This window comes from Brevundimonas sp., assembly GCF_046293315.1.
Lineage (GTDB): Bacteria > Pseudomonadota > Alphaproteobacteria > Caulobacterales > Caulobacteraceae > Brevundimonas.
Map to the genome: position 1 here is coordinate 103,475 of NZ_JBKBPF010000008.1, position 24,447 is coordinate 127,921.

At 69.7% G+C, this 24,447-nt stretch carries 24 protein-coding genes and 1 riboswitch; of the genes, 18 read left to right on the forward strand and 6 right to left on the reverse strand.

Going from position 1 to position 24,447, the window contains the following annotated elements:
• Positions 1–68 precede the first annotated feature (68 nt).
• Complete coding sequence (locus ACK4SE_RS09225) at positions 69–944, forward strand: N-formylglutamate amidohydrolase (RefSeq protein WP_409691529.1); 876 nt, start codon at positions 69–71, stop codon at positions 942–944.
• A gap of 217 nt (positions 945–1,161) precedes the next feature.
• Here ACK4SE_RS09225 and ACK4SE_RS09230 read toward each other — a convergent pair whose 3' ends face one another.
• Positions 1,162–1,863, reverse strand: coding sequence for a DUF599 domain-containing protein (locus ACK4SE_RS09230; protein WP_409691532.1), 702 nt, complete (start codon positions 1,861–1,863; stop codon positions 1,162–1,164).
• A gap of 140 nt (positions 1,864–2,003) precedes the next feature.
• Between ACK4SE_RS09230 and ppa the strand changes: the two genes are divergently transcribed.
• The 9 genes from ppa to hisIE all read left to right on the forward strand — a co-directional run bounded on the left by ppa (position 2,004) and on the right by hisIE (position 9,503).
• On the forward strand, positions 2,004–2,537 hold the full coding sequence (gene ppa / locus ACK4SE_RS09235) for an inorganic diphosphatase (RefSeq protein ID WP_409691535.1): 534 nt from the start codon (positions 2,004–2,006) through the stop codon (positions 2,535–2,537).
• A 38-nt stretch (positions 2,538–2,575) separates the two neighbouring features.
• Positions 2,576–2,887 (forward strand): YerC/YecD family TrpR-related protein, encoded by a 312-nt coding sequence (locus ACK4SE_RS09240; protein WP_409691538.1) that lies wholly within the window; start codon positions 2,576–2,578, stop codon positions 2,885–2,887.
• A gap of 11 nt (positions 2,888–2,898) precedes the next feature.
• Positions 2,899–3,780: an ATP phosphoribosyltransferase gene (gene hisG, locus ACK4SE_RS09245; RefSeq protein WP_409691541.1), complete on the forward strand. Its 882-nt coding sequence runs from the start codon at positions 2,899–2,901 to the stop codon at positions 3,778–3,780.
• Positions 3,780–5,075, forward strand: coding sequence for a histidinol dehydrogenase (gene hisD / locus ACK4SE_RS09250; protein ID WP_409691544.1), 1,296 nt, complete (start codon positions 3,780–3,782; stop codon positions 5,073–5,075). Before hisG ends, hisD begins: the two co-directional genes overlap by 1 nt.
• Positions 5,072–6,496, forward strand: coding sequence for an imidazoleglycerol-phosphate dehydratase HisB (gene hisB / locus ACK4SE_RS09255; RefSeq protein WP_409691546.1), 1,425 nt, complete (start codon positions 5,072–5,074; stop codon positions 6,494–6,496). Before hisD ends, hisB begins: the two co-directional genes overlap by 4 nt.
• Before the next feature lie 163 nt (positions 6,497–6,659).
• Positions 6,660–7,259 carry an imidazole glycerol phosphate synthase subunit HisH gene (hisH, locus tag ACK4SE_RS09260; protein WP_409691549.1) on the forward strand — a complete coding sequence of 200 codons (600 nt, stop codon included), beginning with the start codon at positions 6,660–6,662 and terminating at the stop codon, positions 7,257–7,259.
• Positions 7,256–7,987: a 1-(5-phosphoribosyl)-5-[(5-phosphoribosylamino)methylideneamino]imidazole-4-carboxamide isomerase gene (gene hisA / locus ACK4SE_RS09265; protein ID WP_409691552.1), complete on the forward strand. Its 732-nt coding sequence runs from the start codon at positions 7,256–7,258 to the stop codon at positions 7,985–7,987. The genes hisH and hisA overlap by 4 nt, the downstream gene beginning before the upstream one ends.
• Complete coding sequence (gene hisF, locus ACK4SE_RS09270) at positions 7,984–8,751, forward strand: imidazole glycerol phosphate synthase subunit HisF (RefSeq protein ID WP_409691555.1); 768 nt, start codon at positions 7,984–7,986, stop codon at positions 8,749–8,751. Before hisA ends, hisF begins: the two co-directional genes overlap by 4 nt.
• 149 nt (positions 8,752–8,900) lie before the next feature.
• Positions 8,901–9,503, forward strand: coding sequence for a bifunctional phosphoribosyl-AMP cyclohydrolase/phosphoribosyl-ATP diphosphatase HisIE (hisIE, locus tag ACK4SE_RS09275; protein ID WP_409691558.1), 603 nt, complete (start codon positions 8,901–8,903; stop codon positions 9,501–9,503).
• An 85-nt stretch (positions 9,504–9,588) separates the two neighbouring features.
• Here the strand turns inward: hisIE and ACK4SE_RS09280 are convergent, their stop codons facing one another.
• A complete protein-coding gene (locus tag ACK4SE_RS09280) occupies positions 9,589–11,118 on the reverse strand; it encodes a leucyl aminopeptidase family protein (RefSeq protein WP_409691561.1) in 1,530 nt (509 codons plus the stop codon).
• A 198-nt stretch (positions 11,119–11,316) separates the two neighbouring features.
• Here ACK4SE_RS09280 and thrC point away from each other — a divergent pair, with 198 nt between their 5' ends.
• Positions 11,317–12,714: a threonine synthase gene (thrC, locus tag ACK4SE_RS09285; protein WP_409691564.1), complete on the forward strand. Its 1,398-nt coding sequence runs from the start codon at positions 11,317–11,319 to the stop codon at positions 12,712–12,714.
• Here thrC and thrB read toward each other — a convergent pair.
• Entirely contained in the window at positions 12,693–13,658 is a 966-nt protein-coding gene (gene thrB, locus ACK4SE_RS09290) for a homoserine kinase (protein WP_409691567.1), read from the reverse strand. The genes thrC and thrB overlap by 22 nt on opposite strands.
• Positions 13,659–15,386 (reverse strand): homoserine dehydrogenase, encoded by a 1,728-nt coding sequence (locus ACK4SE_RS09295; protein WP_409691570.1) that lies wholly within the window; start codon positions 15,384–15,386, stop codon positions 13,659–13,661.
• 408 nt (positions 15,387–15,794) lie between these two features.
• Positions 15,795–15,906: riboswitch (SAM riboswitch) on the forward strand.
• 78 nt (positions 15,907–15,984) lie between these two features.
• On the opposite strand from ACK4SE_RS09295, the gene ACK4SE_RS09300 reads away from it, so the two are divergent.
• Together ACK4SE_RS09300 and metB are read left to right on the forward strand one after the other, a co-directional pair.
• Positions 15,985–17,031, forward strand: coding sequence for a homoserine O-succinyltransferase (locus ACK4SE_RS09300; RefSeq protein WP_409691573.1), 1,047 nt, complete (start codon positions 15,985–15,987; stop codon positions 17,029–17,031).
• A complete protein-coding gene (metB, locus tag ACK4SE_RS09305; protein ID WP_409691576.1) occupies positions 17,028–18,236 on the forward strand; it encodes a cystathionine gamma-synthase in 1,209 nt (402 codons plus the stop codon). Before ACK4SE_RS09300 ends, metB begins: the two co-directional genes overlap by 4 nt.
• A gap of 17 nt (positions 18,237–18,253) precedes the next feature.
• Here the strand turns inward: metB and cysQ are convergent, their stop codons facing one another.
• Entirely contained in the window at positions 18,254–19,054 is an 801-nt protein-coding gene (gene cysQ / locus ACK4SE_RS09310) for a 3'(2'),5'-bisphosphate nucleotidase CysQ (protein ID WP_409691579.1), read from the reverse strand.
• 94 nt (positions 19,055–19,148) lie between these two features.
• Between cysQ and chpT the strand changes: the two genes are divergently transcribed.
• From chpT to arsC, 5 genes are all read left to right on the forward strand, one after another.
• Positions 19,149–19,799: a histidine phosphotransferase ChpT gene (chpT, locus tag ACK4SE_RS09315; protein WP_409691582.1), complete on the forward strand. Its 651-nt coding sequence runs from the start codon at positions 19,149–19,151 to the stop codon at positions 19,797–19,799.
• 110 nt (positions 19,800–19,909) lie between these two features.
• Complete coding sequence (locus ACK4SE_RS09320; RefSeq protein ID WP_409691585.1) at positions 19,910–20,293, forward strand: response regulator; 384 nt, start codon at positions 19,910–19,912, stop codon at positions 20,291–20,293.
• Positions 20,294–20,299: 6 nt separating this feature from the next.
• A complete protein-coding gene (locus ACK4SE_RS09325) occupies positions 20,300–21,115 on the forward strand; it encodes a CheR family methyltransferase (protein WP_409691588.1) in 816 nt (271 codons plus the stop codon).
• 64 nt (positions 21,116–21,179) lie between these two features.
• On the forward strand, positions 21,180–23,063 hold the full coding sequence (locus ACK4SE_RS09330) for a M20/M25/M40 family metallo-hydrolase (protein ID WP_409691591.1): 1,884 nt from the start codon (positions 21,180–21,182) through the stop codon (positions 23,061–23,063).
• On the forward strand, positions 23,060–23,410 hold the full coding sequence (gene arsC, locus ACK4SE_RS09335) for an arsenate reductase (glutaredoxin) (RefSeq protein WP_409691594.1): 351 nt from the start codon (positions 23,060–23,062) through the stop codon (positions 23,408–23,410). Before ACK4SE_RS09330 ends, arsC begins: the two co-directional genes overlap by 4 nt.
• Before the next feature lie 25 nt (positions 23,411–23,435).
• Here the strand turns inward: arsC and ACK4SE_RS09340 are convergent, their stop codons facing one another.
• Positions 23,436–24,401 carry a WD40 repeat domain-containing protein gene (locus ACK4SE_RS09340; RefSeq protein WP_409691597.1) on the reverse strand — a complete coding sequence of 322 codons (966 nt, stop codon included), beginning with the start codon at positions 24,399–24,401 and terminating at the stop codon, positions 23,436–23,438.
• Between the last annotated feature and the right edge of the window lie 46 nt (positions 24,402–24,447).

The window sequence follows — 24,447 nt, forward strand, 5'->3', positions numbered from 1 at the left end:
GGACGGTAAACCGCCGATGAAGGCGGGCGGATCATCCACAGGCGCGTGAAATGGGTTATGGCTTGGCCATGACGACGCCTGTGTTCACTCTTGAGCCTGCTGACGCGCTGGAGGCGCCGCGGCCGATCGTGTCCCCGCTGGTGTTCGCCTCACCCCATTCGGGGGACGTGTATCCGGACGATCTGGGGGCGCGGGCCGAACTGGCGGAACTGTCGTTGCGCAGCGCCGAGGACGCTCTGGTGAACCGGCTGGTCGCCCCCAATCCGGACCTGGGCGTTCCCTTGATCGCCGCGCGGCTGGGTCGGGCCTATGTGGATCTGAACCGCGATCCTGAAGAACTGGACCCCCAGGTGGTCGAGGGCGGCGGCGTTACGTCTCCTCGCGTAGCCGCGGGGTTCGGCGTAATTCCGCGCCTGACCGGCGACGGCCAGACGATCCGCGATCACGCCCTGACCCATGATGACGCCCTGGCGCGGCTGGCCGCGGCGCACCGGCCCTATCACGATGCGCTGGAGCGTCTGATGTACAGGGCGCGCGACCGGTTCGGCTACGCCGTTCTGGTGGACTGGCACTCCATGCCGTCGCGGGCGGTGGGGCGCCCGGCGGGGGTGCGGGGGCCGGACGTGGTGCTGGGCGACCGGCACGGCTCGTCCTGCTCGGCCGAGGTGACGCGGCTGTTGCGCGCGCAGTTCGAGCGCGCGGGCTGGCGCGTGGCCCTGAACCGCCCCTATGCTGGCGGCTGGTCCACCCAGGTTTGGGGGCGGCCCGACGAGGGCTTTCACGCCGTGCAGGTGGAATTGAACCGGGGGCTGTACCTGGATGAGGACGCCCTGACCCCTGGACCGCACTTCGCCATGACGCAGAATGTCATCCGACGGGTGACTGCCGCATTGGCCGCGCACGACTGGTCGGGGCTGCGGTCCCACACCCAGGCGGCCGAATAGGATTTCAGGCAAAAAAAACCGCGCCCGAGGGCGCGGTTTGAAAGTCTATAGGGAGGAAACGCCCAGGAAGGGCAAGACGCTCGAAAGCGTCGAAAATCAAGCTACGTTGCGATGCACAATCCGTCAAGCGTGCATTTCGCACTTGCGATCACATGCCGTAACAGAAACCGTTTTCACGGCATGGGGATCAAGCATCCCCTATTTCGCGGGTGCGAGATCACTGCTCACCAAGCATGCGGCGAGCCGTCCTGATGGCGCGGGCGGCGGGCGAGCCCTTCTGACGCCAGAGCAGGAGGCTGAACGCAACCATCACGCCGAGCGCAAGCCAGAACGGGCCGAACAGCCACGCCGTCGCGGCGAGGGCGAAGTAATAGGCCCGCACCCCGCTGTTGAAGGCGACCATGGCGGGATTCAGAAGCGATCCGGCGGCCCTGGCGTAGGCAGTGCGGTCCATGGTCGTCTCGCCCTCCGGCGTCGCGCCGATCAGGGCCAGGGTGTAGTTCATCTGCCGGATCGACCAGATGAAATCCAGCAGCCCCCGGGCCAGGCACAGGGTGATCAGGCCGAGTTTGCCCTCCAGTATCTCCAGAGAGGCCGCTTCTGCTCCGCCTATATCCGCGCCGACAGCCGCGACGCCCCTCAGGGCCGCCTCGCCGCCGAACAGCACCCCCGCCACCGCCGCGATCAAAAGCAGATTGGCCGAAGCGAAGAAGGAGGCGGAGTTGATGGAATGGCCCATCAGTTGGCTGTCCACCAGGCGCAATTCGCGCACCGCCATCTGGTTCATCCAGCCCTGGCGGACGGTCAGCATGTCGTCGTTCAGCACCCCGCCCTTGCCGGCCAGCAGGTGCAGCAGCGGGCCGTAGCCCAGCCAGCAGACGAAGAAGAGCGCCAGCGCCCCCCAGTCCCAGTATGTCATGGCCGGATCCTTTGCCCGTGAACGCATCCCATGCTGCGATGCAATCCCCTTATTACGCAAGGGCGCTTGCGGCGGGGACGGGCCGGGCTTATCACGCCGCCCTCCCCGAGTTTCGCCTGAACCGCACGAAAGAGACCGTCATGAAGCTGGACGCCGTTCCCGTCGGACCCAACCCGCCCTGGGACATCAACGTCGTCATCGAGATTCCGCAGGGCGGCCTCCCGGTGAAGTACGAGATGGACAAGGCCTCCGGCGCCCTGTTCGTCGACCGCTTCCTGCACACCGCCATGTATTATCCCGGCAACTATGGTTTCGTGCCCCACACCCTGTCGGACGACGGTGATCCCTGCGACGTGCTGGTGATCAATCCGACCCCGGTGGTGCCCGGCTGCGTCATTCGCGCGCGGCCGATCGGCGCCCTGATGATGACCGACGAGGCCGGCGGCGACGAGAAGATCCTGGCCGTGCCCGTGGACAAGCTGAACCCGTTCTATTCGGACGTGGCCAGCTATCGCCAGCTGCCCTCCATCCTGATCGAGCAGATCGAGCACTTCTTCACCCGCTACAAGGATCTGGAGAAGGGCAAGACGGTCACGGTCCACCGCTGGGCCGATGCGTCGGAAGCCGCCGAGCTGATCCGCCAGGGCATGGAAGCGCACAACGCCAAGAAATAGGCCTTGCGCGTTCCACTGTAACACCGTAGTGAAACGGCATGGCCTATCAGGACGTGCCCACGACCAATGACGCCCGGACCGCGCTTTTCGACGCGATCCTGAGCCTGCGCACGCGCGAGGAGGTGGACGCCTTCCTCGCGGACCTTTGCACGCCCTCCGAAATCCGCGCCTTCGCCGAACGGTGGGAGGTTGCGCGCCTGCTTGACGCGGGCGGCAAGTCCTATCGCGAGATCGCCGAACAGGCCCACGCCAGCCCCACCACAGTGGTGCGGGTGGCGCGCTTCCTCAGGGAAATGCCCCATCAGGGCTACCGGCTGGTGCTCGATCGCATCAAGCGCCCCCGACACTAAGGTAAAGTCACATGAGTACTGCATCCGGGCGACTGCGCATCGCGGTCCAGAAATCCGGCCGTCTGGCCGATCGTTCTCTCGAGCTGATCCGTGACGCGGGTCTGCGCGTCATGAAGGGCGCGAACGACCTGCTGTACCGGGTGGAGAACCACCCCATTGATCTGCTGCGCGTGCGCGACGACGACATCCCCACCTTCGTGGCGGACGGAGTCTGCGACTTGGGCGTGGTGGGGTTGAATGTGCTCGAGGAGCAGAAGAACGGCGGCCCCAATGCGGAGATCGTCATGTCGCTGGGCTTCGGCCGCTGCGAGCTGAAGCTGGCCGTGCCGCCGGCGCTGGACTACGCGGGGCCCGCTTCGCTGCAGGGCAAGCGGGTCGCCACCTCCTATCCCAACATCCTGCGCCGCTTTCTGGCCGAGCAGGGCGTCACCGCTGACATCATCACCATGCGCGGGGCCGTCGAGGTGGCGCCGCGACTCAAGCTGGCCCACGCCATCTGCGATCTGGTGTCCACCGGCGCGACGCTGGAGGCCAACGGCCTTCTGGCCCGCGAGAGCGTGCTGAAGTCCGAAGCCGTCCTGATCCGCTCGCCCCAGGCGCCTGAGCCGGAACTGGCGGGCCTGCTGGAGAGCATCGTCGAGCGGGTCTCGGGCGTGGTGGCGTCGCAGGGCGCCAAATACGTCATGCTGAACGCGCCGCGCTCGGCCCTGGCCGAGATCACCGCCATCCTGCCGGGCGCCGGCTCGCCCACCGTCACTCCGCTGGCGGGCCGCGACGACGCCGTGGCCGTCCACGCCGTATGTCAGGAGTCCGTGTTCTGGGAGACGCTGGAGAAGCTCAAGGCGGCCGGGGCCTCGGCCATTCTGGTCCTGCCCATTGAGAAGATGATGTGATGCGCACCCTCGACTGGTCATCCCTTGACGAGGCCGGGCGGCGCGCTGCCCTGGCCCGTCCCGCGCGACGGACGGACACCGCCGTCAGCGACGCCGTGCGCCGCATCTTCGACGATATTCAGGATCGTGGCGAAGGGGCGCTGAACGACTGGTGCGTCAAGCTGGACCGCGCCCCGCCCCGGCGCCTCGCCATCACCCCTGAAGCCGTCGCAGAGGCCCGCGCCGCCGTGGCGTCCGAGGACGAGGCCGCGCTGAAGACCGCCGCCGACAACGTGCGCCGCTTCCACGAGGCGACGAAGCCCGCCGACAGCGACTGGATCGAGACCACGCCGGGCGTCCGCTCGCGCCGGGTCTGGCGGCCCATCGAGGCGGCGGGGCTGTATGTGCCCGCCGGCACCGCGCCCCTGTTCTCGACCCTGCTGATGCTGGCCATTCCCGCCTCCGTGGCGGGGGTGCCGGTGCGCGCCGCCGTCACCCCGCCCGGCCCGACCGGACAGCCGCACCCCATGATGATCCTGGCCGCCGATCTGGCCGGGCTGAACGCGCTCTGGATCGTCGGCGGGGCCCAGGCCATCGCCGCCCTGACTTTCGGCGTGGGCGGACTGCCCAGGGCCGACAAGCTGTTCGGCCCCGGCAACGCCTATGTGGCCGAGGCCAAGAAGCAGGCCGCCGCCCTGCCCGGCGGCCCGGCGCTGGACATGCCCGCCGGACCGTCCGAGCTGATGGTCATCGCCGACCGCCAGACCAACCCGACCATCGCCGCAGCCGACCTGCTCAGCCAGGCTGAACACGACGTGGACGCCCAGGTGATTCTGGTCTGCGACGACGCCCGCCGCATCGCGTACATCCTTGAGGAAGTCGAGAAGCAGCTGGCCGACCTGCCCCGCGCCGCCATCGCCCGGGCGTCCCTGAACGAGGGGCGAGTCATCCGGGTGCGCGACACGGCCGAGGCGGCCGAGGTCGCCAACCTCTATGGCCCCGAGCACCTGTCCATCCAGACCGCCGACGCCGAAGATTTAGTCGACCGCATCACCGCGGCCGGGGCCGTGTTTGTGGGAACCTACGCCGCCGAGACCCTGGGCGACTACGCCGCCGGGCCCAGCCACGTGCTGCCCACCGACGGCGCCGCGAGGGCGTTCTCCGGCGTCTCCACGGGCGCCTTCATGACCGCCATGTCGGTGCAGCAGGTCAGCCGTGACGGCGCCCGTGTGCTCGGCCCCGTGGCCGCCCGTCTGGCCCGGTTGGAGGGTCTTGAGGCCCACGCCCGCGCCGCTGATCTGAGGGCCTTCCTATGAGCCTGCCCGCCCCATTCCCGCCGCTGGTCGCCGGCAGCGACGGCCTGGACCGTTATCCGGCGGACGCCGACGCCCTCGCCGCACGGCTGGCCCAAATTTACAGCGTCCCGGCCGAGCGCGTCCTGCCCGTGCGTGGCGTCACCCACGGTCTGGAACTGGTCTGGCGCCTCGCTGCGAAAGACGGCCGGTCTGTGCAAGCGCCGGCCGCTGAGCCCTATTCGCAACTGGCCGCCATCTATGGTCGCGACGGGGACACCGCCGCCATGGTGGTGCGCGCCCTCGGCTCGTCCGAGGCTGTGGAGGAAATGGCCGCACGCACCGCGCCCGCCCTGCTGGTCATCGACGAGGGCCTGATCGAGTTCGCGCCCTTCGAGTCCGCCGCCGCCCTGACCGCCGAACACCCCAACCTGATCGTGCTGCGCAGCCTGTCGCTGGCATATGGGCTGGCCGGGGCCCGCGTCGGCGCGGCCATCGCGGCGCCTGAGGCCCTGGCCCGGCTGGCGGCAATGCTGGAGCCCTGGGCCCTGCCCGCGCCGCTGGTGCGGCTGGCCATGCAGGCGCTGGACCCCTCGCGCATGATCGAGACCGCCCAGCGCATCGAGACCGTGAAGGCCGAGCGTGCGCGCACGGTGCGTGAGCTGGAGCGGGTCACGGTCGTCGAGCCCGGCTTCGGCCCGGTGATCATCGCCCGCCCCTACGACATTCCTGCCGTCCGCGCCGCGCTGGAGGCCTACGGGATCGCCTCGGCCCCGGCGGGCGAGCGGCTGCGTTTGCCGGTCTCCATCAAGCAGGAGGTCAACGACCGCCTGCTGGCCGCCTTCGGCCTCAACCCGCCCCGCGCCCGCCCCGCCCGGCGCGGCGAGGCCGTGCGCGACACGAAAGAGACGCGCATTGTCTGCGCCGTCGATCTGGACGCCGCCGCGCCCGTGGCCGTCGAGACCGGCGTGGGCTTCTTCGACCACATGATCGAGCAGGTGGCGGCCCACGGCGGCTTCTCCATCCGCCTGTCGTGCGCGGGCGATCTGCACATCGACCCGCACCACACCATCGAGGACTCCGCCATCGCCCTTGGCCAAGCCCTGAAACAGGCGCTCGGCGAACGGCGCGGCATCGGCCGCTATGGCTTCGTTCTGCCCATGGACGAGGCGGAGGCCAAGGTCTCCATCGATCTGTCGGGCCGTCCCTACAGCGTGTTCGAGGGCGCGTTCGCCTCGCCCTTCATCGGCGAATACCGCACCGACCTGACCGCCCACGTGTTCCGCTCGCTGGCCGAACACCTAGGCGCGGCGATCCATGTCTCGGTGACGGGCGAGGACGACCACCACATGACCGAGGCTTGTTTCAAGGGCTTGGGTCGCGCGCTCAGACAGGCCATCCGCGTGGAGGGCGATGCGGTGCCGTCCACCAAGGGGGTGCTGTGATGCGCGTGTTCCCCGCTCATCCCGGCGAAAGTCGGGACCCAGTGCTTTGGGTGTCGCAGCGGATCAGGTTCGATCGCCGCTCTCCAGTCCTGAAGCGTCGGCGTCAAGCTGGACAGAACTGGGTCCCGGCTTTCGCCGGGATGAGCGGGAAGGAAGGCCGGTCGTGACCGTCGCCATCATCGCGTATGGCGCGGGCAACACGGCCTCGGTCCAGTTCGCGCTGGAGCGGCTGGGCGCCGACGCGCGCGTCACGTCCGACCCGGCCGAGATCGCCGGAGCCGAACGGGTCATCCTGCCGGGCGTCGGCGCCGCCGCCTACGCCATGGGCCGGCTGGACGCTCTGGGCCTGACGCCGGTGATCCGCGCCTTCGAGCGTCCGTTGCTGGGCGTGTGTCTGGGCCAGCAGCTGCTGTTCGAACGCAGCGATGAGGGCGCCGGCGCCGATCTGCTGGGCTTCATCCCCGGCGTGGTCGCCCGGCTCGATCCCGGGCCGGCCCTGCCCGTGCCGCACATGGGCTGGAGCGCGCTGAGCATCGACCGGGACGATCCCCTGCTTGAGGGCGTGGCGCCCGGCGACCACGCCTATTTCGTTCATTCGTTCCTGTGCCCCGACGGGAACGCCACCTTGGCCCGCGCCGAGTATGGGGGGGCCGTCCCGGCCGTGGTGCGGGCGGGCAACCGCTGGGGCTGCCAGTTCCACCCGGAACGCTCCGCCGCCCCCGGCGCCCGCATCCTGAAGAACTTCCTGGAGCTGCCCGCGTGATCCTGTACCCCGCCATCGACCTGAAGGACGGCGTCTGCGTCCGGCTGATGCACGGCCGTTTCGACGCGGTCACCCGCTATGACGACGTCCCCGCCGCGCGGCTGGTATCGTTCGTGGGCGAGGGCGCGGCCTGGGTGCACGTGGTCGATCTGGACGGCGCCGAGGCCGGCGCCGCGCGTCAGCACGCCCTGATCGGCGAACTCGCCGGCGCGGTGGAAGTGAAGGTCCAGAGCGGCGGCGGCGTGCGATCCATCGATGACGTGCGCCTGCTGCTGGAGGCCGGGGTCGCCCGGGTTGTGATCGGCAGCCTCGCCGTCACCGCGCCTGATACCGTCGCCAGTTGGCTGGCCGATTTCGGCCCTGACCGCATCACCCTGGCGCTGGACGTGAAGCTGGAAGACGGCGTACCCGTCCCCGCCCTCAAGGGCTGGACCCAGCGCGCGGGCGTGGACCTGTGGGCCGCCCTGTCCGCCTATGCCCCCGGGACGCTGAACCACATCCTCGTCACCGACGTGGGCCGCGATGGCGCCCTGACCGGCCCCAATCTGGAGCTGCTGGCCGAGGTCAAGCAGCGCCGCCCCGAGCTTCAGCTGCAGGCCTCCGGCGGGGTCTCCTCGCTGGAGGATCTGACGGCTCTCAAGGCCATCGGCTGCGACGGCGCCATCATCGGTCGAGCGCTGTACGAAGGCCGCTTTACCCTGTCCGACGCGCTGGCGGCGGTGCGATGACCGCGCGGCGCATCATCCCCTGTCTGGACGTCAAGGACGGGCGGGTGGTCAAGGGCGTGCGCTTCGTGGGCCACACCGACATGGGCGACGCCGCCGAACTGGCCGCGCGCTACCGGGACGAGGGCGCCGACGAACTGGTGTTCTACGACATCACCGCCTCGCCGCAGGGCCGCACCCTCGACTACGGCTGGGTGCGCGACATCGCCCGGCTGCTGGACATCCCGTTCTGCGTGGCCGGCGGCATCCGCTCGGTGGATCAGGCCGCCCGCTGTCTCGACAACGGCGCGGACAAGGTCTCCATCAATTCGCCCGCCCTGGAGCGGCCCGAGCTGATCGGCGAAATGGCCGAGCGTCTGGGCGGCCAGTGCGTGGTGGTGGGCGTGGACAGCCAGTTTCAGGATGGCGACTGGCGGGTGCACAAATACACCGGCGACCCGGACGCCCGGCGCGGAGCCGGCCGCCTGACCATGGACTGGATCACCGAGGCGCAGGCGCTCGGCGCCGGCGAGATCGTGCTGAACTGCATCGATCAGGACGGCGTTCGCAACGGCTATGACGTGGCCCAGTTGAAGGCCGCGCGCGCGCGCCTGACCATCCCGCTGGTGGCGTCGGGCGGCGCCGGTTCGCCCGACCATTTCCGCCAGGTGTTCGCCGAGGCCGACGTCTCCGGCGCCCTGGCCGCCAGCGTCTTTCACTCCGGCGCCATCCGCATTCCCGACCTGAAGCGGACTTTGGACAGCGACGGCATAGAGGTGCGGTTGTGACTCTCCGTTCCGCTCATCCCGGCGAAGGCCGGGATCCAGATGCAAGATCACATCGCCTGATCACGATCGAGACTGGTATGTGCAAATTCACCCAGGTTCAGCCTTACGATCTGGATCCCGGCCTTCGCCGGGATGAGCGGAGATTTTGAATGCTTGATCCGTCTCAACTCGATTTCGACAAGGGCGGCGGACTGATCGCGGCGGTGGTGCAGGACGCCGCCACCCTGCAGGTGCTGATGCTGGCCTACATGGACCGGGCGGCGCTGGACGAGACGCTGGACAGCGGCGAGGCCACCTTCTTCTCCCGCTCGCGTGGCGGGCGGTGGAGGAAGGGCGAGACCTCCGGCGACCGGCTCAAGGTGGTCTCGGTCACCCCCGACTGCGACGGCGACGCGGTGCTGGTGCGGGTTGAGCCGGTGGGCAATGCCTGCCACCTGAATCGCGTCAGCTGCTTCGGCGACGAGGACGCCCCGGGCCTGGGCCGCCTGGCCCGGCTGGAGCAGACCATCGCCGCCCGTTCGGCCGCCGATCCGTCCGAAAGCTGGACCGCCAGACTACTGGCGTCCGGCCCCAAGCGCATCGCCCAGAAGGTCGGCGAGGAAGGCGTCGAAACGGCGCTGGCCGGGGCCGCCGGCGACGAGGCCGAACTGGCCAGCGAAGCCGCCGACCTGATCTATCACCTGCTGGTGCTGCTCAGGTCGCGCGGCCTGTCGCTTCAGGACGTTCTCGACGTGCTGGAGAGCCGGGCGTAGAGCCTGATCGGTTGAGGTGAAATCGCTTCGCGATTTCGCCGATGCTGTGAATCAGGCTCTCGCAGTATGCTGGACCGATTTCGGTCTAGCGTCCCCCTTCTCCGACGCCGTGTGGCACCGGCGTCCAGTTGCGCACGAAGGTCTCCAGCAGGCGCACCGAATAACCGGTCGAGGCGCTCGAGCCGTCCCAGGCCACGCCCGCGATGTCCAGGTGCGCCCAGGGCGTCTCGGGGTTCACGAACCGGCTGATGAAGTGCGCGCCCGTGCCCGCACCCGGCCCGCCGGTTCCGCTGTTGCGCAGGTCTGCGACGTTGGACGACATCGCCTCCGCATAGCTGGGGTGAAGCGGCAGGCGCCACAGGGGCTCGCCCGACGCCTGACCCGCCGCCGTGAGTTGGTCGGCCAGGGCGTCGTGGCGGCTGAACAGGCCCGCATAATCCCGACCCAGCGCCCCGCTGACCGCCCCGGTCAGGGTCGCCACGTCCACGATGACGGCGGGATTCAGACGCGCTTCGGCGTAGGACAGGGCGTCCGCGAGCACCATGCGGCCCTCAGCGTCCGTATTGGTGACCTCGATGGCCAGGCCGTTCATGGCCGTGACCACGTCGCTGGGCCGCGTGGCGTTGGGCCCCGGCATGTTCTCGGCCAGGGCGGCGATGGCCACCACGTGCACCGGCGCGCCTTGCTGAGCCAGGGCCAGGGTCGCGCCCATGACGCTGGCGGCGCCGGACATGTCCATCTTCATGGCGCCCATGCCGCCGCCGGTCTTGATGTTCAGTCCGCCGGTATCGAAGGTGATGCCCTTGCCGGCCAGTACGATGGGCTGGTCTGCAGACCCGGCGCCGCGGTAGCGCACGATCATCATGCGCGGCGGCCGCTCCGATCCCTGCCCGACCGAAATGATGGCCCCCATGCCCAGCTGTTCCATCTGGCGCTCGTCCAGCACCTCGATCTGGACGCCGCGAACGCCGGCGAAGGCTTCGCGTGTGCGCTCCACGAAGGTCTCGGGATAGATGACGTTGGGCGGTTCGTTGGACAGGTCCCGCGCCAGGGCCATGCCGTTGATCACGCCCATGCCCTGCGCGTCGAAAGCGGCCTGGGCGGCGGGGGCGATGAAGGTCAGGGCCGAGGGCGCGGCGCGATCCGCGCTGCGGCGGCCATAGCCGGCGAAGCGATAGGCGGACACGCCGGCCCCGGTGGCCACCCGCGCGGTCACCGCCGGATCGAGACCCTCGGCCATGATCGACACCGCGCCGGTCTCGCCCGACAGGGCGCGCGCGAGGGTCGCGCCCAGGGTGAACTGGTCCGCCTCGCTGATGTCGCCCGGCGCGCCAACCACCACGATCTGGCTCCACTCGCCGATGCCGCGCAGGGTCAGGCTGTCGCGGACGCCATAGCCGAACGCCGCCGACGTCAGCGCCCGGGCCACGGCCGCACGCTCCGCCTCTCCCAGCGCGGCCCCGCGTTCCGCCAGGTCCCCCTCGGCGCCCAGCAGCAGCACCAGCGCGCCTTGTTCGGCGGGCTGGGCGGCGAAGGCGATGGGCCGTTCGGCCTGGGCGGCTGGCACGGCCACCACAAGGCTGGCCAGGGCGGTGAAGACAGCGAGACGGCGCATGAGAACTCCCGGAGCTATACTGTAACAGCACGGCCACTATGGGCGGGGCGGTTTGCCGTCGCAAGCACGCCCGGGAGGCTTTCGACGAAGTGCCAATTTTTCACCTCCAGACGGGTTTGGTGGTGGCCTTTGACGCATGAATTTTCTAGGCTTTGCCCTCCGCCACTCCTCCTGTCCGATCGGCGGATGAGGCCCTTCATGAACTATGTCAGCACGCGGGGCGCAGCCGCCCCGACCACCTTCCGCGATGCGCTGCTGCGGGGCATGGCGCCCGACGGCGGACTCTACATGCCCGAAAGCTGGCCGACCCTGAGCGCGGGTGACATTCGCGCCGCCGCCGCACTGCCCTATGCCAATCTGGCGGCTGACATCCTCGGCAGGTTTACGGGCGACTCCCTGCCCCCCGCAGCGGTGCGCGCGGCCGCCGATCGCCTGACCGGGACCTTCCATCACGCCGCGATCACGCCGCTGGTCCAGCTGGAGCCGAACCTGTGGGTGCTGGAGCTGTTCCACGGCCCCACCGCCGCCTTCAAGGATCTGGCCATGCAGATGATGGCGGTCCTGACCGACGCCGCTCTGGAAGGCACGGGGCAGAGATTGCTTCTGCTGACGGCCACCAGCGGCGACACCGGCGCCGCCGCCGTGCGCGCCTTCGCCGGGGCCACGTCCGTGGATCTGGCCGTGCTGCATCCGCTGGACCGGGTCTCGCCGGTCCAGCGCCGCCAGATGACCACGGTGGACGCGCCCAATGTGCTGAATCTGGCGGTGCGCGGCGACTTCGACGACTGCCAGCGGCTGGTGAAGGCGATCCTCGCCGACGAGACCCTGCGCGAGGGTCGCCGGGTCAGTTCGGTCAACTCCATAAACTGGGGCCGGCTGGCGGGGCAGGTCCCCTATTATGTCGCCGCCGCCTCGGCCCTGGGCGCCCCGCATGTGACGCCGCGCTTTGTGGTGCCCACGGGCAATTTCGGCGACGCCTTCGCCGGCTGGGTGGCCCGCGCCATGGGGGTCCCCCTGACCCTGACCGCCGCGGTCAACCGCAACGAAGCCCTGGCCCGCGCCCTCAACGAGGGCCGCTATGAGCGCACCGCCGCCAACCCGACCGCCAGCGTCAGCATGGACGTGCAGGCGCCCTCCAATTTCGAGCGGCTGCTGTTCGAGGCTACGGGCCGGGACGCCAAGGCCACGCGCGCTTTCTTCGACACCTTCGCCCGCGACGGGGCGGTGGATATCGCGCCCGACCTGCTGGCCGCCCTGCGCGCGGAGGCAGCCGCCGTGTCCATCGACGAGGACCGGACCCGCGCCGAGATCGCCCATGCGTGGAAAGCGTATGGCCGGGTCATCTGCCCCCACACCGCCGTGGCCCTGGCCGCCGCCCGCGACATGGCGCGCGAGGGCGGGCCGGTGGTCGCCCTGTCCACCGCGCACCCGGCCAAATTCCCCGAGAGCGTCGCGCCGGTGCTAGGCTTCGAGCCGCCGGTTCCGCCCGCCCTGGCCGCCATCACCGGGGGCAAGGAGCGCCTGACCGTCATCGACGCCGATCTGGATCAGGCGCTGGCGGCGGTGAAGGGCCTCTATGCCGTCGCCAACCCGTAGTCCGCCGGGCTCGCCGTGCGGTGGAAGGCGATGCGGGCGAAAAACGGCGCGGGGTCCTTGGGCGTCACCAGCCACTCGGGATCGTGGAACAGCTGGTCGTGCAGCCGCGTCAGGGTGAAGCGCACCGCCGAGGCCGCGCCCAGAACCGGCAGGGCCTCGACCTCCGCCCGCTCCAGCCGCCGACCCTGTTCATAGCCGCGCAGGAACGCGCCCAGAACCGCCTCGTCCGGGCGTCCTTCGGCGTCAAAGCCCCAGGCGTTCAGGGCGATCGCCAGGTCCCAGACCCAGGCCCCCACATGGGCGAAATAGAAGTCGATCACCCCGCTGGGCCGGTCGCCCTCGTACAGCACATTGTCCGGGAAATAGTCCGCATGGATCGCGCCTGACGGCAGCCCGTCTGGCAAGAGCAGCTCCAGCCGATCCAGCTCGGCGACCAGCGCCTCCAGCATCCGCCGGCTGTCGCCCGCCGCGCGGTGATCGCATCTCTCGGCCAGCAGCCGCCACTGGGCCGGGCCCACCGGATTGGCGCGCCGCCCGGCGAAGTCCGCCGCCTTCAGATGGAGGTCCGCCAGAAGCCGCCCGCCCGCCATGGCCTGGGTGGCCGTGGGCGCTTGCAGCCCGGCGCCCTGTAGCCATTCGATCACCGCCGCCGGGCGTGCGTTCAACCGGCCGATCCAGTCGCCCGAAACGCCTCGCACCGGCCTCGGCGCCGCGAAGCCCGCGTCCGCCAGATGGTCGGTCAGGCCGAGGCAGAACGGCAGGCCTCCCTCATCGGTGCGCCGCTCGAACAGGGTCAGCACATGGCGCCCGCCCGCCGTCTCGATGCGATAGTTGGTGTTCTCCACCCCCTCAGCGATGGGCGCGATCTCGCTCAGTGCGCCGAGCCCGTAATCCGCGATGAAGGCGCGGGCCTGATCCGGCGTGACAGGGGTGAAGACGGCCATCTAGAGACCCTGGCGAATTCGCACGATGTCGGAAAGGTCCGCCAGCACGCTTTCGGCGGTGGCCCAGCGCCCGGCGCCGCGTCCCTTGCAGGTCCACACCCGCCCGTCCTGGCCATAGACCTTCAGCGCATTGCGCTCGCCCTTCAGGTCGTGGAACACCGGGTCCAGGTCGGACTCCAGCGCCACCCGCGCCTCGAGCTTGCCGCCCCGGGCCTGACAGGCGCCGATCTGGCGCACGCCCCGGCGGCCCAGCGGCGCGTCGGGCGACAAGGCTTCCAGCGGCAGATCCTCCGGCGCCTCGCCGAACGCTTCATAGGCCAGCAGCCGCACCTTGGCTGCCGAATCCAGACCTTCCAGATCGGCCGAGGGATCCTCTTCCGCAAAGCCCGCCGCGCGGGCCGCCGACAGGGCGTCGTCGAAGGCGTCGCCCTCGGCCAGCCGCTCCAGCATGAAATTGACCGTGCCGTTCAGCACCGCCTCGAACCCGGCCACGGGCCCGGCCGCGCGGGCCAGACGCAGGGTCTCGATCATGGGCGATCCGCCGCCCACCGCCGCCGAATAGGCCAGCCGCGCGCCGGTGCCCCAGGCCAGGTCGTTGAGGCCTGACGGGTCGATGCTGATGGCCTGCTTGTTGGCGCTGACCACGTCCAGCCCCTTGTCCAGGGCCGCGCGGATCAGGTCGTGCCCGGCCTGCCCCTCCGACATGGCCTCAAGCACCACATGGGGCCTGCTGGCCAGAAGATCGTCTTGCGCGGCGGTGAACAGCTCGGCCGGACAGGCGAAATCGCGCGGCTTGGACGGATCGCGCACCAGCACGCTGACCACCTCGAAACGCGGGTCGTTCAGCAGCCGCTTGAGCAGGCCGCCGCCCACCACGCCGGCCCCGGCCACGGCTACACGCACGGGCTGATAGGGTTTGGCCGGATGGGGCGCGTCCTCGGCGTCGCCCACCACCGTGGCGGCGGCGCGGCCGAGGGCCGCCACCTCGATCTCCACGCCCCGGGCCTGACCCAGGTCGATGGCGTCACGCTGGACCAGCGATCCGCCCAGCCGGCGCGCCGTCTCCCAGCTCGCCCGGTCATAGCGCAGGGCGCCGTCGGCGTTGTTGGGGTCGCGGTCGTAGAGACCGTCCACGTCCTTGACCAACCGCACCGTCTTCAGGCCCAGCTCGGCGGCCAGGAAGGCGGCGGTCAGGTCCGTGCCACCCCGTCCCAGCAGCACCACCCGGCCCTCGCCCGTCACCGCGCCGAAGCCGGGGACCACCACCACCTCATGGGCCTCCAGCGCCTGGCGCAGGCGCGCATCGTCCAGCGATCGGGGATGGGCGTGTTCCGGCTCGCCCTCGGCCACGAGGCCAAGCTCGCGCACCGTCAGGGAGACCGCGTCCAGGCCGACCCGGTCGCAGGCGAGAGCGGTCAGGGCCGCCGCCTGCTCCTCGCCCTGCACAACATAGGCCGGGGCCAGCAGGTTTTCATGGGGCAGGCCCAGCTCGCGGGCGTGGCCCAGCAGCCGGTCCGTCTCGCCGCCGAAGGCCGAAACCACCGCCACCACGCGGCGGCCCTGGCGCACATGGCCGTAGATCTCCGACGCCGCGGCGGGCGTGTCCTCGGGGCCGTGCAGCACCGAGCTGCCGAACTTCAGCACCACCACGTCGCGCCCGCCGGCGAGGGCGGGCCGGGGCGCCGGTTTGAGCTTGTCTTCGGGTTTGAGAAGGACGGCGACGGACATGGTGTGGACCTCGGAAATGCGAAAACCCGCCTCGGGCGACCGGGGCGGGTGGTGGGTTGATGCGAACCTTGCCTCTGGTGCGCGCTAACCGTTCCCCGCCCGGGTGGGCATGGTGGTGGTCATAATGCCGGTGGTACCGAGGCCGCCGGACACGCGTCCGCCCTGACGTCCGGAGACGGTCAGGGAGGCGATCGACAGGGGCGTGACGCAGGACACCAGAATGGGTCTTTCGAGCTTCGGTTGACCGTGAACCTGACTGAGCGACGAGCGATCGTCAACCCTGAATTGGTGAAATAGTGCGCTGCCAGCCACTCGAGCGCAATGAACTTTCCATGACGGTGGATATCGCTCCATAATGGGGATGATTATTTCGCTTGACGAAGCCTTGAGCTTTCCGCAGGATTTCCGGGCTCATCAAGACCGGTCGAGGGATAGGCCCTTTGACGCCGGGGCAACCTCGGGCTTTCGCCCGAAAGGTGCCAACTCCTGCGAGAGCCTTCGGGTTCGCGAGAGATGAGTGGAAGCCCTGCTCTAAAGGGAGTCCACGGTCTGTCAGCAGAGTCTCGATGAGCGGGACGATTGCGAGACGACCGGGATAATGACCACCGCACTGGCCAAAAAAACGATCCTCGACACAGAACCTGCGTGTCGCCCCCTGCGCAAATCCTTTGCGCCGATCCCGCCTGCACGCGACATCATCGTTCCCATTCCCGCCGATTTTCGACTGGCTTCCGGCGAAGCCTTGGCTGATCCGGTCATCCGCGCCCGTCTGCAGGGCCGCCCCGGCGCGCCGCTGGTGATCGTGGCCGGCGGCATCTCCAGCGGCCGGTTCGTGCATCGCACCGAGACCAACGGGTCAGGCTGGTGGTCCGGCGCCGTGGCGGCCGGCGGTCCCATCGATCTGGACCGCCTTCAGGTGCTGGCCTTCGATTTCGCCCCCGAAGGCCCCACCGCGCCCTTGACGCCTCTGACCGTCACCACCGGCGATCAGGCCCGGCTGCTGGCGGTGCTGCTGGACCATCTGGAGGCGCCGCGCGCCGCCGCCTTCGTGGGCTGCTCCTACGGCGGCATGGTCGGCCTGGCCTTCGCCGAAGCCTTCCCTGAGCGTCTGGGCCAGCTGGTGGTGATCTCCGCCGCCCACCGCCCCCATCCCCTTGCCACCGCCTGGCGCGGCGTCCAGCGCCGCATCCTGCAGCTGGCGGTGGAGGCCGGGCGGCCCGAGGACGGGGTCGCGTTGGCGCGCGAACTGTCCATGACCACCTACCGCACGCCGGAAGAACTGGACGCTCGCTTCGAGACCGTCGCCCCCGAGCGCGCCGGCGGCCGCTATCCGGTGTGCGATTATCTGGGTGCGCGGGGCCGGGCCTATCCGGCGGTGATGACCGCCTCGCGCTGGCTGACCCTGTCGGACTCCATCGACCGGCACACGGTCACGCCCGAGGCGATCACCACGCCCACCACCCTGATCGGCTTCACCAGCGACCGGCTGGTGCCCGTCGACGACATGCGCGAGCTGGCCGCCCGCCTGCCCAACCTGTTCCGCCTCGTCGAGGCCCCCTCCCTCTACGGCCACGACGCCTTCCTCAAGGAAGACGCCTTCGTCGCCGACGTGCTGACCACCGCCCTGAAAGACATCGAACAATGACCCACCGCCCCACCGATCCCCGCACCATCGCCGCGCGCACCGGCGTCGACCAGGATTCGGCGCATGGCGCGGTCATGCCGCCGCTGTACCTGTCGTCCAACTATTCCTTCGCCGGTTTCGACCAGAAGCGACAGTACGACTACAGCCGCTCGGGCAACCCGACCCGCGACGTGCTGGCCGAGACCCTGGCCGAACTGGAGGGCGGCGCGGGCGCCGTGGTGGTCTCCACCGGCATGGCGGCGGTGGACCTGGCCTTCTGCTCGCTGGAGCCGGGCGACCTGCTGATCGCGCCCCACGACTGTTACGGCGGCACCCACCGCCTGCTGTGCGCTCGCGCCCGAAAGGGCCATTTCGAGGTGGCCTTCGTCGACCAGGGCGACCCCGGGGCGCTGGAGCGGGCCCTGGCCCTGAAGCCCAAGCTGGTCTTCGTGGAGACGCCCTCCAACCCCCTGATGCGGGTGGTGGATGTGGCCGACATCTGCCGCCGCGCCCACGCCGCCGGGGCCAAGGTGGTGGCCGACAACACGTTCCTGTCGCCAGCCCTGCAACAGCCCATCAAGCTGGGCGCCGACTTCGTCGTCCACTCCACCACCAAATACATCAACGGCCATTCTGACGTTGTGGGCGGGGCGGTGATCGCGGCCGATCCGGCGGACCACGAGGCCCTGTGCTGGTGGGCCAATTGCACCGGCGTGACGGGCTCGCCGTTCGACGCCTATCTGACCCTGCGCGGGGTGCGCACCCTGTTCGCCCGCATCGAGCGGCAGCAGGCCACCGCAAGCGCCGTGGCCCACTTTCTGGACGCCCACCCGGCGGTCAAGGCGGTCCACTGGCCTGGGCTCAAGTCCCACCCCGGCCACGCCCTGGCCGCGCGCCAGCAGACCGGCCCCGGCGCCATGCTGTCGTTTGAGCTGAACGGCGATGTGGACGCGGTCCGCACCCTGGTCGAGGGACTGGAGATTTTCACCCTGGCGGAATCCCTGGGCGGCGTCGAAAGCCTGATCGCCCACCCGGCCACCATGACCCACGCCGCCATGACGCCCGAGGCGCGCCAGACAGCGGGCATCACCGACACCCTGCTTCGCCTGTCGGTGGGTCTGGAGCATCAGAACGATCTGATCGCCGACCTGTCGCGCGTTCTGGACGCGATCGCTCAAGAGACGGCCACGCCGGTGCAGGCCGCCAGAGTGGCGTCCGCAGCCTGACGAAGGGCGGGGCGGCCTTAGCCGCCCAGGGCGACGAAGCCGGGGTTCAGATACTGGGGCTTGGCGTAGGTCAGGGGCTGGCCCTCGAGCGTGATGACGCGGCCGCCGGCGGCCTCAAGGATCGCCTGCCCGGCGCCGGTGTCCCACTCGCAGGTGGGGCCGGTGCGCGGATAGACGTCGTAGCGTCCCTCGGCGATCAGGCAGAATTTGACCGACGAATCCAGCGCCTGCCATTCGGCGCAGCCGAAGCGGGCGGCGATGCGCTCGGCCTCGTCCTCGCCCAGCGAATGGCTGATCAGGGCGAAGCCGCGGTCGGGCTTTTCACGCACCCGCACCTGACGCCAGCCCGGCTCGCCGAAGCGACGGGTGAAGGCGCCGGCCTTGTCGCCGCTTCCGCCCGTGCGCCAGGTCTGACCCATGGCCGGGGCCGAAATGACTCCCGCAAGCACCCGCGCCCCATGGGCCAGCGCGATGTTGACCGTGAAGGCCTCGCGTTCGCCCACGAAGGCCTTGGTGCCGTCCAGCGGATCGATCAGGAAGAAGGCGCTCTCGGCGTCGGGCGCACCGTCCGCGGCGCAAGCTTCCTCAGCCACGGTCTGAACGCCGGAATAAAGGGCGGTCAGCCGCTCCAGAATCAGGGCCTCGGCCTTCTGATCAGCCTCGGTCACCGGGCTGTCGTCAGCCTTAGTGGTGACGGCCGTGTCGGCGCGCCAGTAGGGCAGGATCAGGACGGACGCCTCCTCGGCGATCTCGGCCAGGTGTTCTGTCAGGCGGCCTGATTCCAGGTCGCGGCTCAGCTTGGGGGAAAGGGGAGTCATCAGGCGGCGGTCAATAGCCCATGTGGGGCGTTTGAAGAACCGGCAAATCAGGTCAGCTTGTCGCGGTTACGATATTTGTGGGCTGCGGGGCACGATGACGACCGAAACCGAGGCTGTGATGGACGGCGCTGACCTGGCCACCTTCCTGACCGGCAAGCTTTGCCATGATTTCATCAGCCCCGCCGGAGCCATCGCCTCCGGCCTTGACCTGATCAATGATCCTTCGGCGCAGGACATGCGCGAGGAGGCCATGGGTCTGATCGCCACCAGCTCGGAAAAACTGATCGCCCTGATCAGCTTCGCCCGCGTGGCCTACGGCGCGGCCACGACCGCCGAGCGGTTCAGCGCAGACGCCCTGCAGCCTCTGGCGGAAAGCGTATTCAAAGGCGCACGGGCCTCTCTCGACTGGCAGGTGGAGACGAGCGAGTTCGCAAAGCCCCAGGCACGGGCGCTGCTGAACCTGGCCCAGCTGACCGGCGCCGCCCTGCCCGGCGGTGGAACCGCCACGGTGACCGCGCGCGAACAGAACGGCTGGCTGACCCTGCGCGGCGAGGCCGACGGCCCCCGCGCCCGACTGAAACCCGAGGCCGCGAAGGGTCTGGCGGGCGAACGCCTGACCGAGGGTTTGGCGGGACAGTGGATCCAGTCCTACTGGCTGTGGCGCACGGTCACCGACCACGGCGGCACCCTGGGATTCACCGTGGGGGAGAACCGCGTCACCCTGACGGCGCGGCTGCCGATGTGAGGACATGCTGAACGCGGCTTAAGGGTGTCCGCCAATAGCTCGTTAACTGCAAAGGACGATAAGACATCAAGGGCGTCGTCCTGCGCCCAAAGCGTCGAGAATTCCGCACCGTGCAGCCCCCTGTCGATGCCAGAACCTGCCTGATCGTCGATGACAGCCGCATCATCCGAAAGGTGGCGCGCCGCATCATCGAAGGACTGGGATTCGAGGTCGACGAGGCCGCCGACGGCGCCGAGGCCCTGGCCTATTGCGCTACCGCCACACCGGAAGTGATCCTGCTGGACTGGAACATGCCAGTGATGGACGGCCTGACCTTCCTGCGCCGCCTGCGCGCCCAGCCCGGCGGCGACCAGCCCAAGGTGCTGTTCTGCACCATCGAGACAGAGGCCGACCGCATCAAGGAGGCCCTCGAGGCCGGCGCCGACGAATACGTCATGAAGCCTTTCGACGGCGAAATCCTGGAATCCAAGCTGGCCGAAGCGGGGATCGTCTGACCGCGCATGACGCCTGAAAACCTTCACCATCTTCAGGGACTCCTGGTCAGCCGGACCGGCTTCATGCTGGCGCCCGACCGCGCGCATCTGGCCGAGCATCGACTGGGCCCTGTGGCGCGACGGGAGGGATACGCGGGAGTCGACCCCTTGATGGACGCCATCCGCAGCCAGCCCCCGGCAGGGCTGGCGTGGTCGGCCATGGAAGCGGTGCTGAACTCAGAAACCTGGTTTCGCCGCGACCGGACACCATTCACCACGTTCGCCCGCGAGGTCCTGCCCGCGATCGCCCGCGTCCGGCCTGAAGGGCGCGTGCGCATCTGGTCGGCGGGTTGCTCGTCGGGCCAGGAAGCCTACTCGCTGGCCATGCCCGCCCTCGAATCCCAGGCCAATGTGGAGATCGAGGCCACCGACCTGTCGCAAAGGGCGCTGGAGAAGGCGCGAAGCGGCATCTTCACCCAGTTCGAGGTGCAGCGCGGCCTGTCGGCGCGCCAGCTGCTGGCGTGGTTCGAGCAGAGCGAGGACATGTGGGAGGCCCGTGCCCGGTTGCGATCTCTGGTCCGCTTCTCGCGCGCCAACCTGCTGGACGCGGCGCCCGAAGGCGGCCGCTTCGACGTGATCTTCTGCCGCTACGTGCTGGGCGACATGGCGCCCGAGCGCCGCGCCCGCGCCCTGGACGTGCTGGAACAGGCCCTGGCCGACGACGGCTGCCTGTTTCTGGGCCTGGACGAGACCGCGGGCGAGCGGCCCGACTCCTTCCGCCCTGTGCCCGGCCGTCCGGGGGTCTTCGTCAAGTCGCCCGCCGCCCTGAGGCGCGCGGCCTGATCCTCCCCGCTCGACGCCCGCCGTCCGGGCGCCTAATAATGGCCCCATGACACCCGGGGCCTTCATGAATCGCATCGTGCTGCTGGTCGCAGCGCTGGGACTGGCGCTGGCCGTGGCGGTCGCCGCTTCGCACACGCCGGATCCAGCCCCGGCCACGGCGGCGGACACGGCCTTCTCGGCCACGCGGGCGATGGTCGACGTCGAAGCGATCGCGCAGGCGCCCCATCCCACGGGATCGGAAGAGAACGCCCGGGTGCGCGCCTATCTAATGACTCGCATGGCCGAGCTGGGCGTGAATCCGTCAGAACAGACCGGCCCCCTGCCCGAAGCCTCGGTTGCGCGCCTTGGCCGCTGGGGCGACGAACAAGCCGCTGAACGCCAGATCACCAATCTGATTGGCGTCCTGCCCGGCCGCGATCGGGAGGGCCCTGCTGTGCTGCTGGTGGCCCACCACGACACGGTGTGGGATTCGCCGGGCGCTGCGGATGACTCAGCGGGAGTCGCCGCGATCCTCGAAGCCGTGCGGGCCATTCAGGCGCGTGGGCCGGCAGAGCGGGACCTGATCGTCCTGTTCACCGACGCCGAGGAGCTGGGACTGGACGGCATGCGGCTGTTCCTGAACGAGCATTCGCTGGCGCAGCGGGTGGGCATGGTGGTGAATCTGGAGGCGCGCGGCGGGGGCGGGCGAGCATCCATGTTTGAGACCGGCCCGGGCAACGGCCAGACCGTGCGCGCCTTCACCCGCGCCATGGACGGGGTCGAGGGCGGCGCCAACAGCAACTCGCTGGCGGTGCTGGTCTACGAGAACATGCCCAACGGCACCGACTATACGCTGGCGCGGGAGCGTGGCATCGCCGGGGTGAACCTGGCCTTCATCGGGCGGGCTCACCAGTATCATGACCCCGCTTCCACGCCCGACGCGTTGGACCGGGGCAGCGTTCAGCACATCGGCGAAAAGGCGCTGGAGACGGCCGATCATTTCCTTCGCGCCGACGCCCTGCCCATGGTCACGCGCAATGTGGTCTATTCGGACCTGCTGGGCCTGTTCTTCGTTCAGTACGCGCCCTGGGTCGGCTGGCTGGTGCTGGCGGCTGCGGGCGGTTTCCTGATCATCGCGGTCTGGCGCGGACGCACGGTCGGCGCTGTGACCTTCGCGGGCATGGGCCTGGGCGCGTTGGGCGGGCTGTGGCTGGCGATCGTGGGGGTGGTGCTGGCAACCGCCATGCGTGGGCTGGCCGGGCCCTCCATGAGCCGCTCGGGATCGCCGGAGCTGTACTACGCCATGCTGCGCCGCCTGCCCTGGCTGGAGGCCGGGGTGGTGCTGAGCCTGCTGGCGGCGACCCTGATCCTGTTCGGCTCGGCGCAGGGCCGGCGGCGGCTGGTGGCGGGCGCCCTGATCCTGACCACGATCGCCACGCTGACGCTTTACGAGTTCAGCTGGATCCCCTTCGTTCTCGGCCTGATCGCCGTGGGGGGCGCGCTCTACAGCGGCTGGATGAAGGCGGCGCGGTTCTCGGCCTGGACCGGGCTGATCGCCCTGATGCTGGTGCTGGGCGTGGTTGTTCAGGCTCTGGCGCCCACCGCCGCCTTCCTGATTGCCTGGCCGGTGCTGGGCGCAGCCCTCGCCGCGGCCACTGGTGGGCTGATCGACCCGCGGCTGGAGCGGCACGTCTCCCTGTGGCCCGCCGTCATCGTCACCGCCGTGCTGGGCGGCTGGCTGTTTGCCCTGGGACACTGGACTTTCCTGGGCGTGGGCATGGACCTGCCGGGGGTGCTGACCCTGATCGCCCTGCTGGCCGCCATGCTGGCCCGGCCGCTGGCGCCCACCTCGCGGCGCGGGCTGGAGATCCTGGCCGTTCTGGCCGCCGTCGCCTTGTTCGCCGGGGCCGGTCTGGCGCTGGGCGCTCGCATCATCGAACCCGTCCCGACAGAAGGACACGCCACATGAGCGTCACCGTCTTCCACAATCCCAGATGCGGCACGTCGCGCAAGCTTCTGACCGCCCTGGCCGAGCGGGGCGTCGAACCGACGGTGGTCGAATATCTGAAGGCCGGCTGGACCGAGGACCAACTGACGGACCTGCTGGCCAAGATGGGCGGGGCGCGGCCGCGCGACATCCTGCGCCGCCGCGAGACCCTGGCCCAGGACATGGGCCTGCTGCCCGAGGACACGCCGGACGATCTGATCCTGCACGCCATGGTGCAGCACCCCATTCTGGTGGAGCGGCCGATCCTTGAAACCGATGACGCCGCCGTGGTGGCGCGGCCTATCACCCGGGCCGACCCCTTGCTGTGAGGCCTGCGCCGGGCTTGCGCCGGCGCTACAGGATCGCCACGCCCGCCTCGCCGTCTTCGTCGGCCCAGGCCACACGGGTCCCGTCCGCGCTCATGGCGAGGGCGGCGATGGGCGCGCCCCGGTCAGCGCGGATGTAGTTGAGGCCCTGGGCGGCGGGCTCGGCGACCCAGACCCGGCCGTCTGACAGGCCCGCGGCCAGCTTCGCGTGGTCAAGCGCGGCTGTGACCAGAACCACCTGAGATCCGGCGTCGTAGCCGATCTCGGTGGCCTCCTTGCCCATGGGCCCGTTCGATCCGATGAACGGCCACAGCACGGTTCCTTGCGCCCCCGAGGTGGCCAGCAGCGCCCCCTTCGACAGGAAGGCCATGGCCCGCACCTTGGACGGATAGCCGCCCATGCGCATGTCCTTTGAGTCCTTCAGCCGCCAGCCGTGCAGCTGGGCGTCCTGCATGGTGGTGACGACGAAGTTGCCGTCCGGCGAGAAGGTTACGCCGGTGTGCGACCCCGCCCATTTGAGCATCGTCGGCTTCTGCTTCTCTATGCGTGCGAACCAAAGTGCCGCTCCGCCGTAGGTGGCCGCCGCCAGCCGGCGTCCCTTGGGATCGAACGCCAGGCCCGAGACGGTGCGTTCATGCTCGAAGGTGCGGAGGAACGTCGGGTCCTTCACGTCCATAACTGTCACCCTGCGTCCGGCGGAAAAGGCGATCAGGCCCGAGGCGGGCGATGTCGCCACCGCATCGATCCAGGCGCCTTGGGCGGCCGCCAGCGTACCCGCGTCCTCACGCCGGCTCCACACCAGCCGCCCGTCGTCGCCCCCGGTGACCACGCCCTCGCCGGACGGGTGGACGGCGGCGGAAAGCACCGGACCGTCGTGGGCGTCCGCGCGCTCGCCCGTATCGAACCGCACCCCACCGTCGCCGAGGGCGAAGATTGCGCCTTGATCATCGAACAGGGCGGCGGTGGGCTGGGCGTCAAAGGAGAATGCGGTCATGGGGTCATGTCACGATATGCGGGGCCCTTGGCAAGAGCCGGTCGAC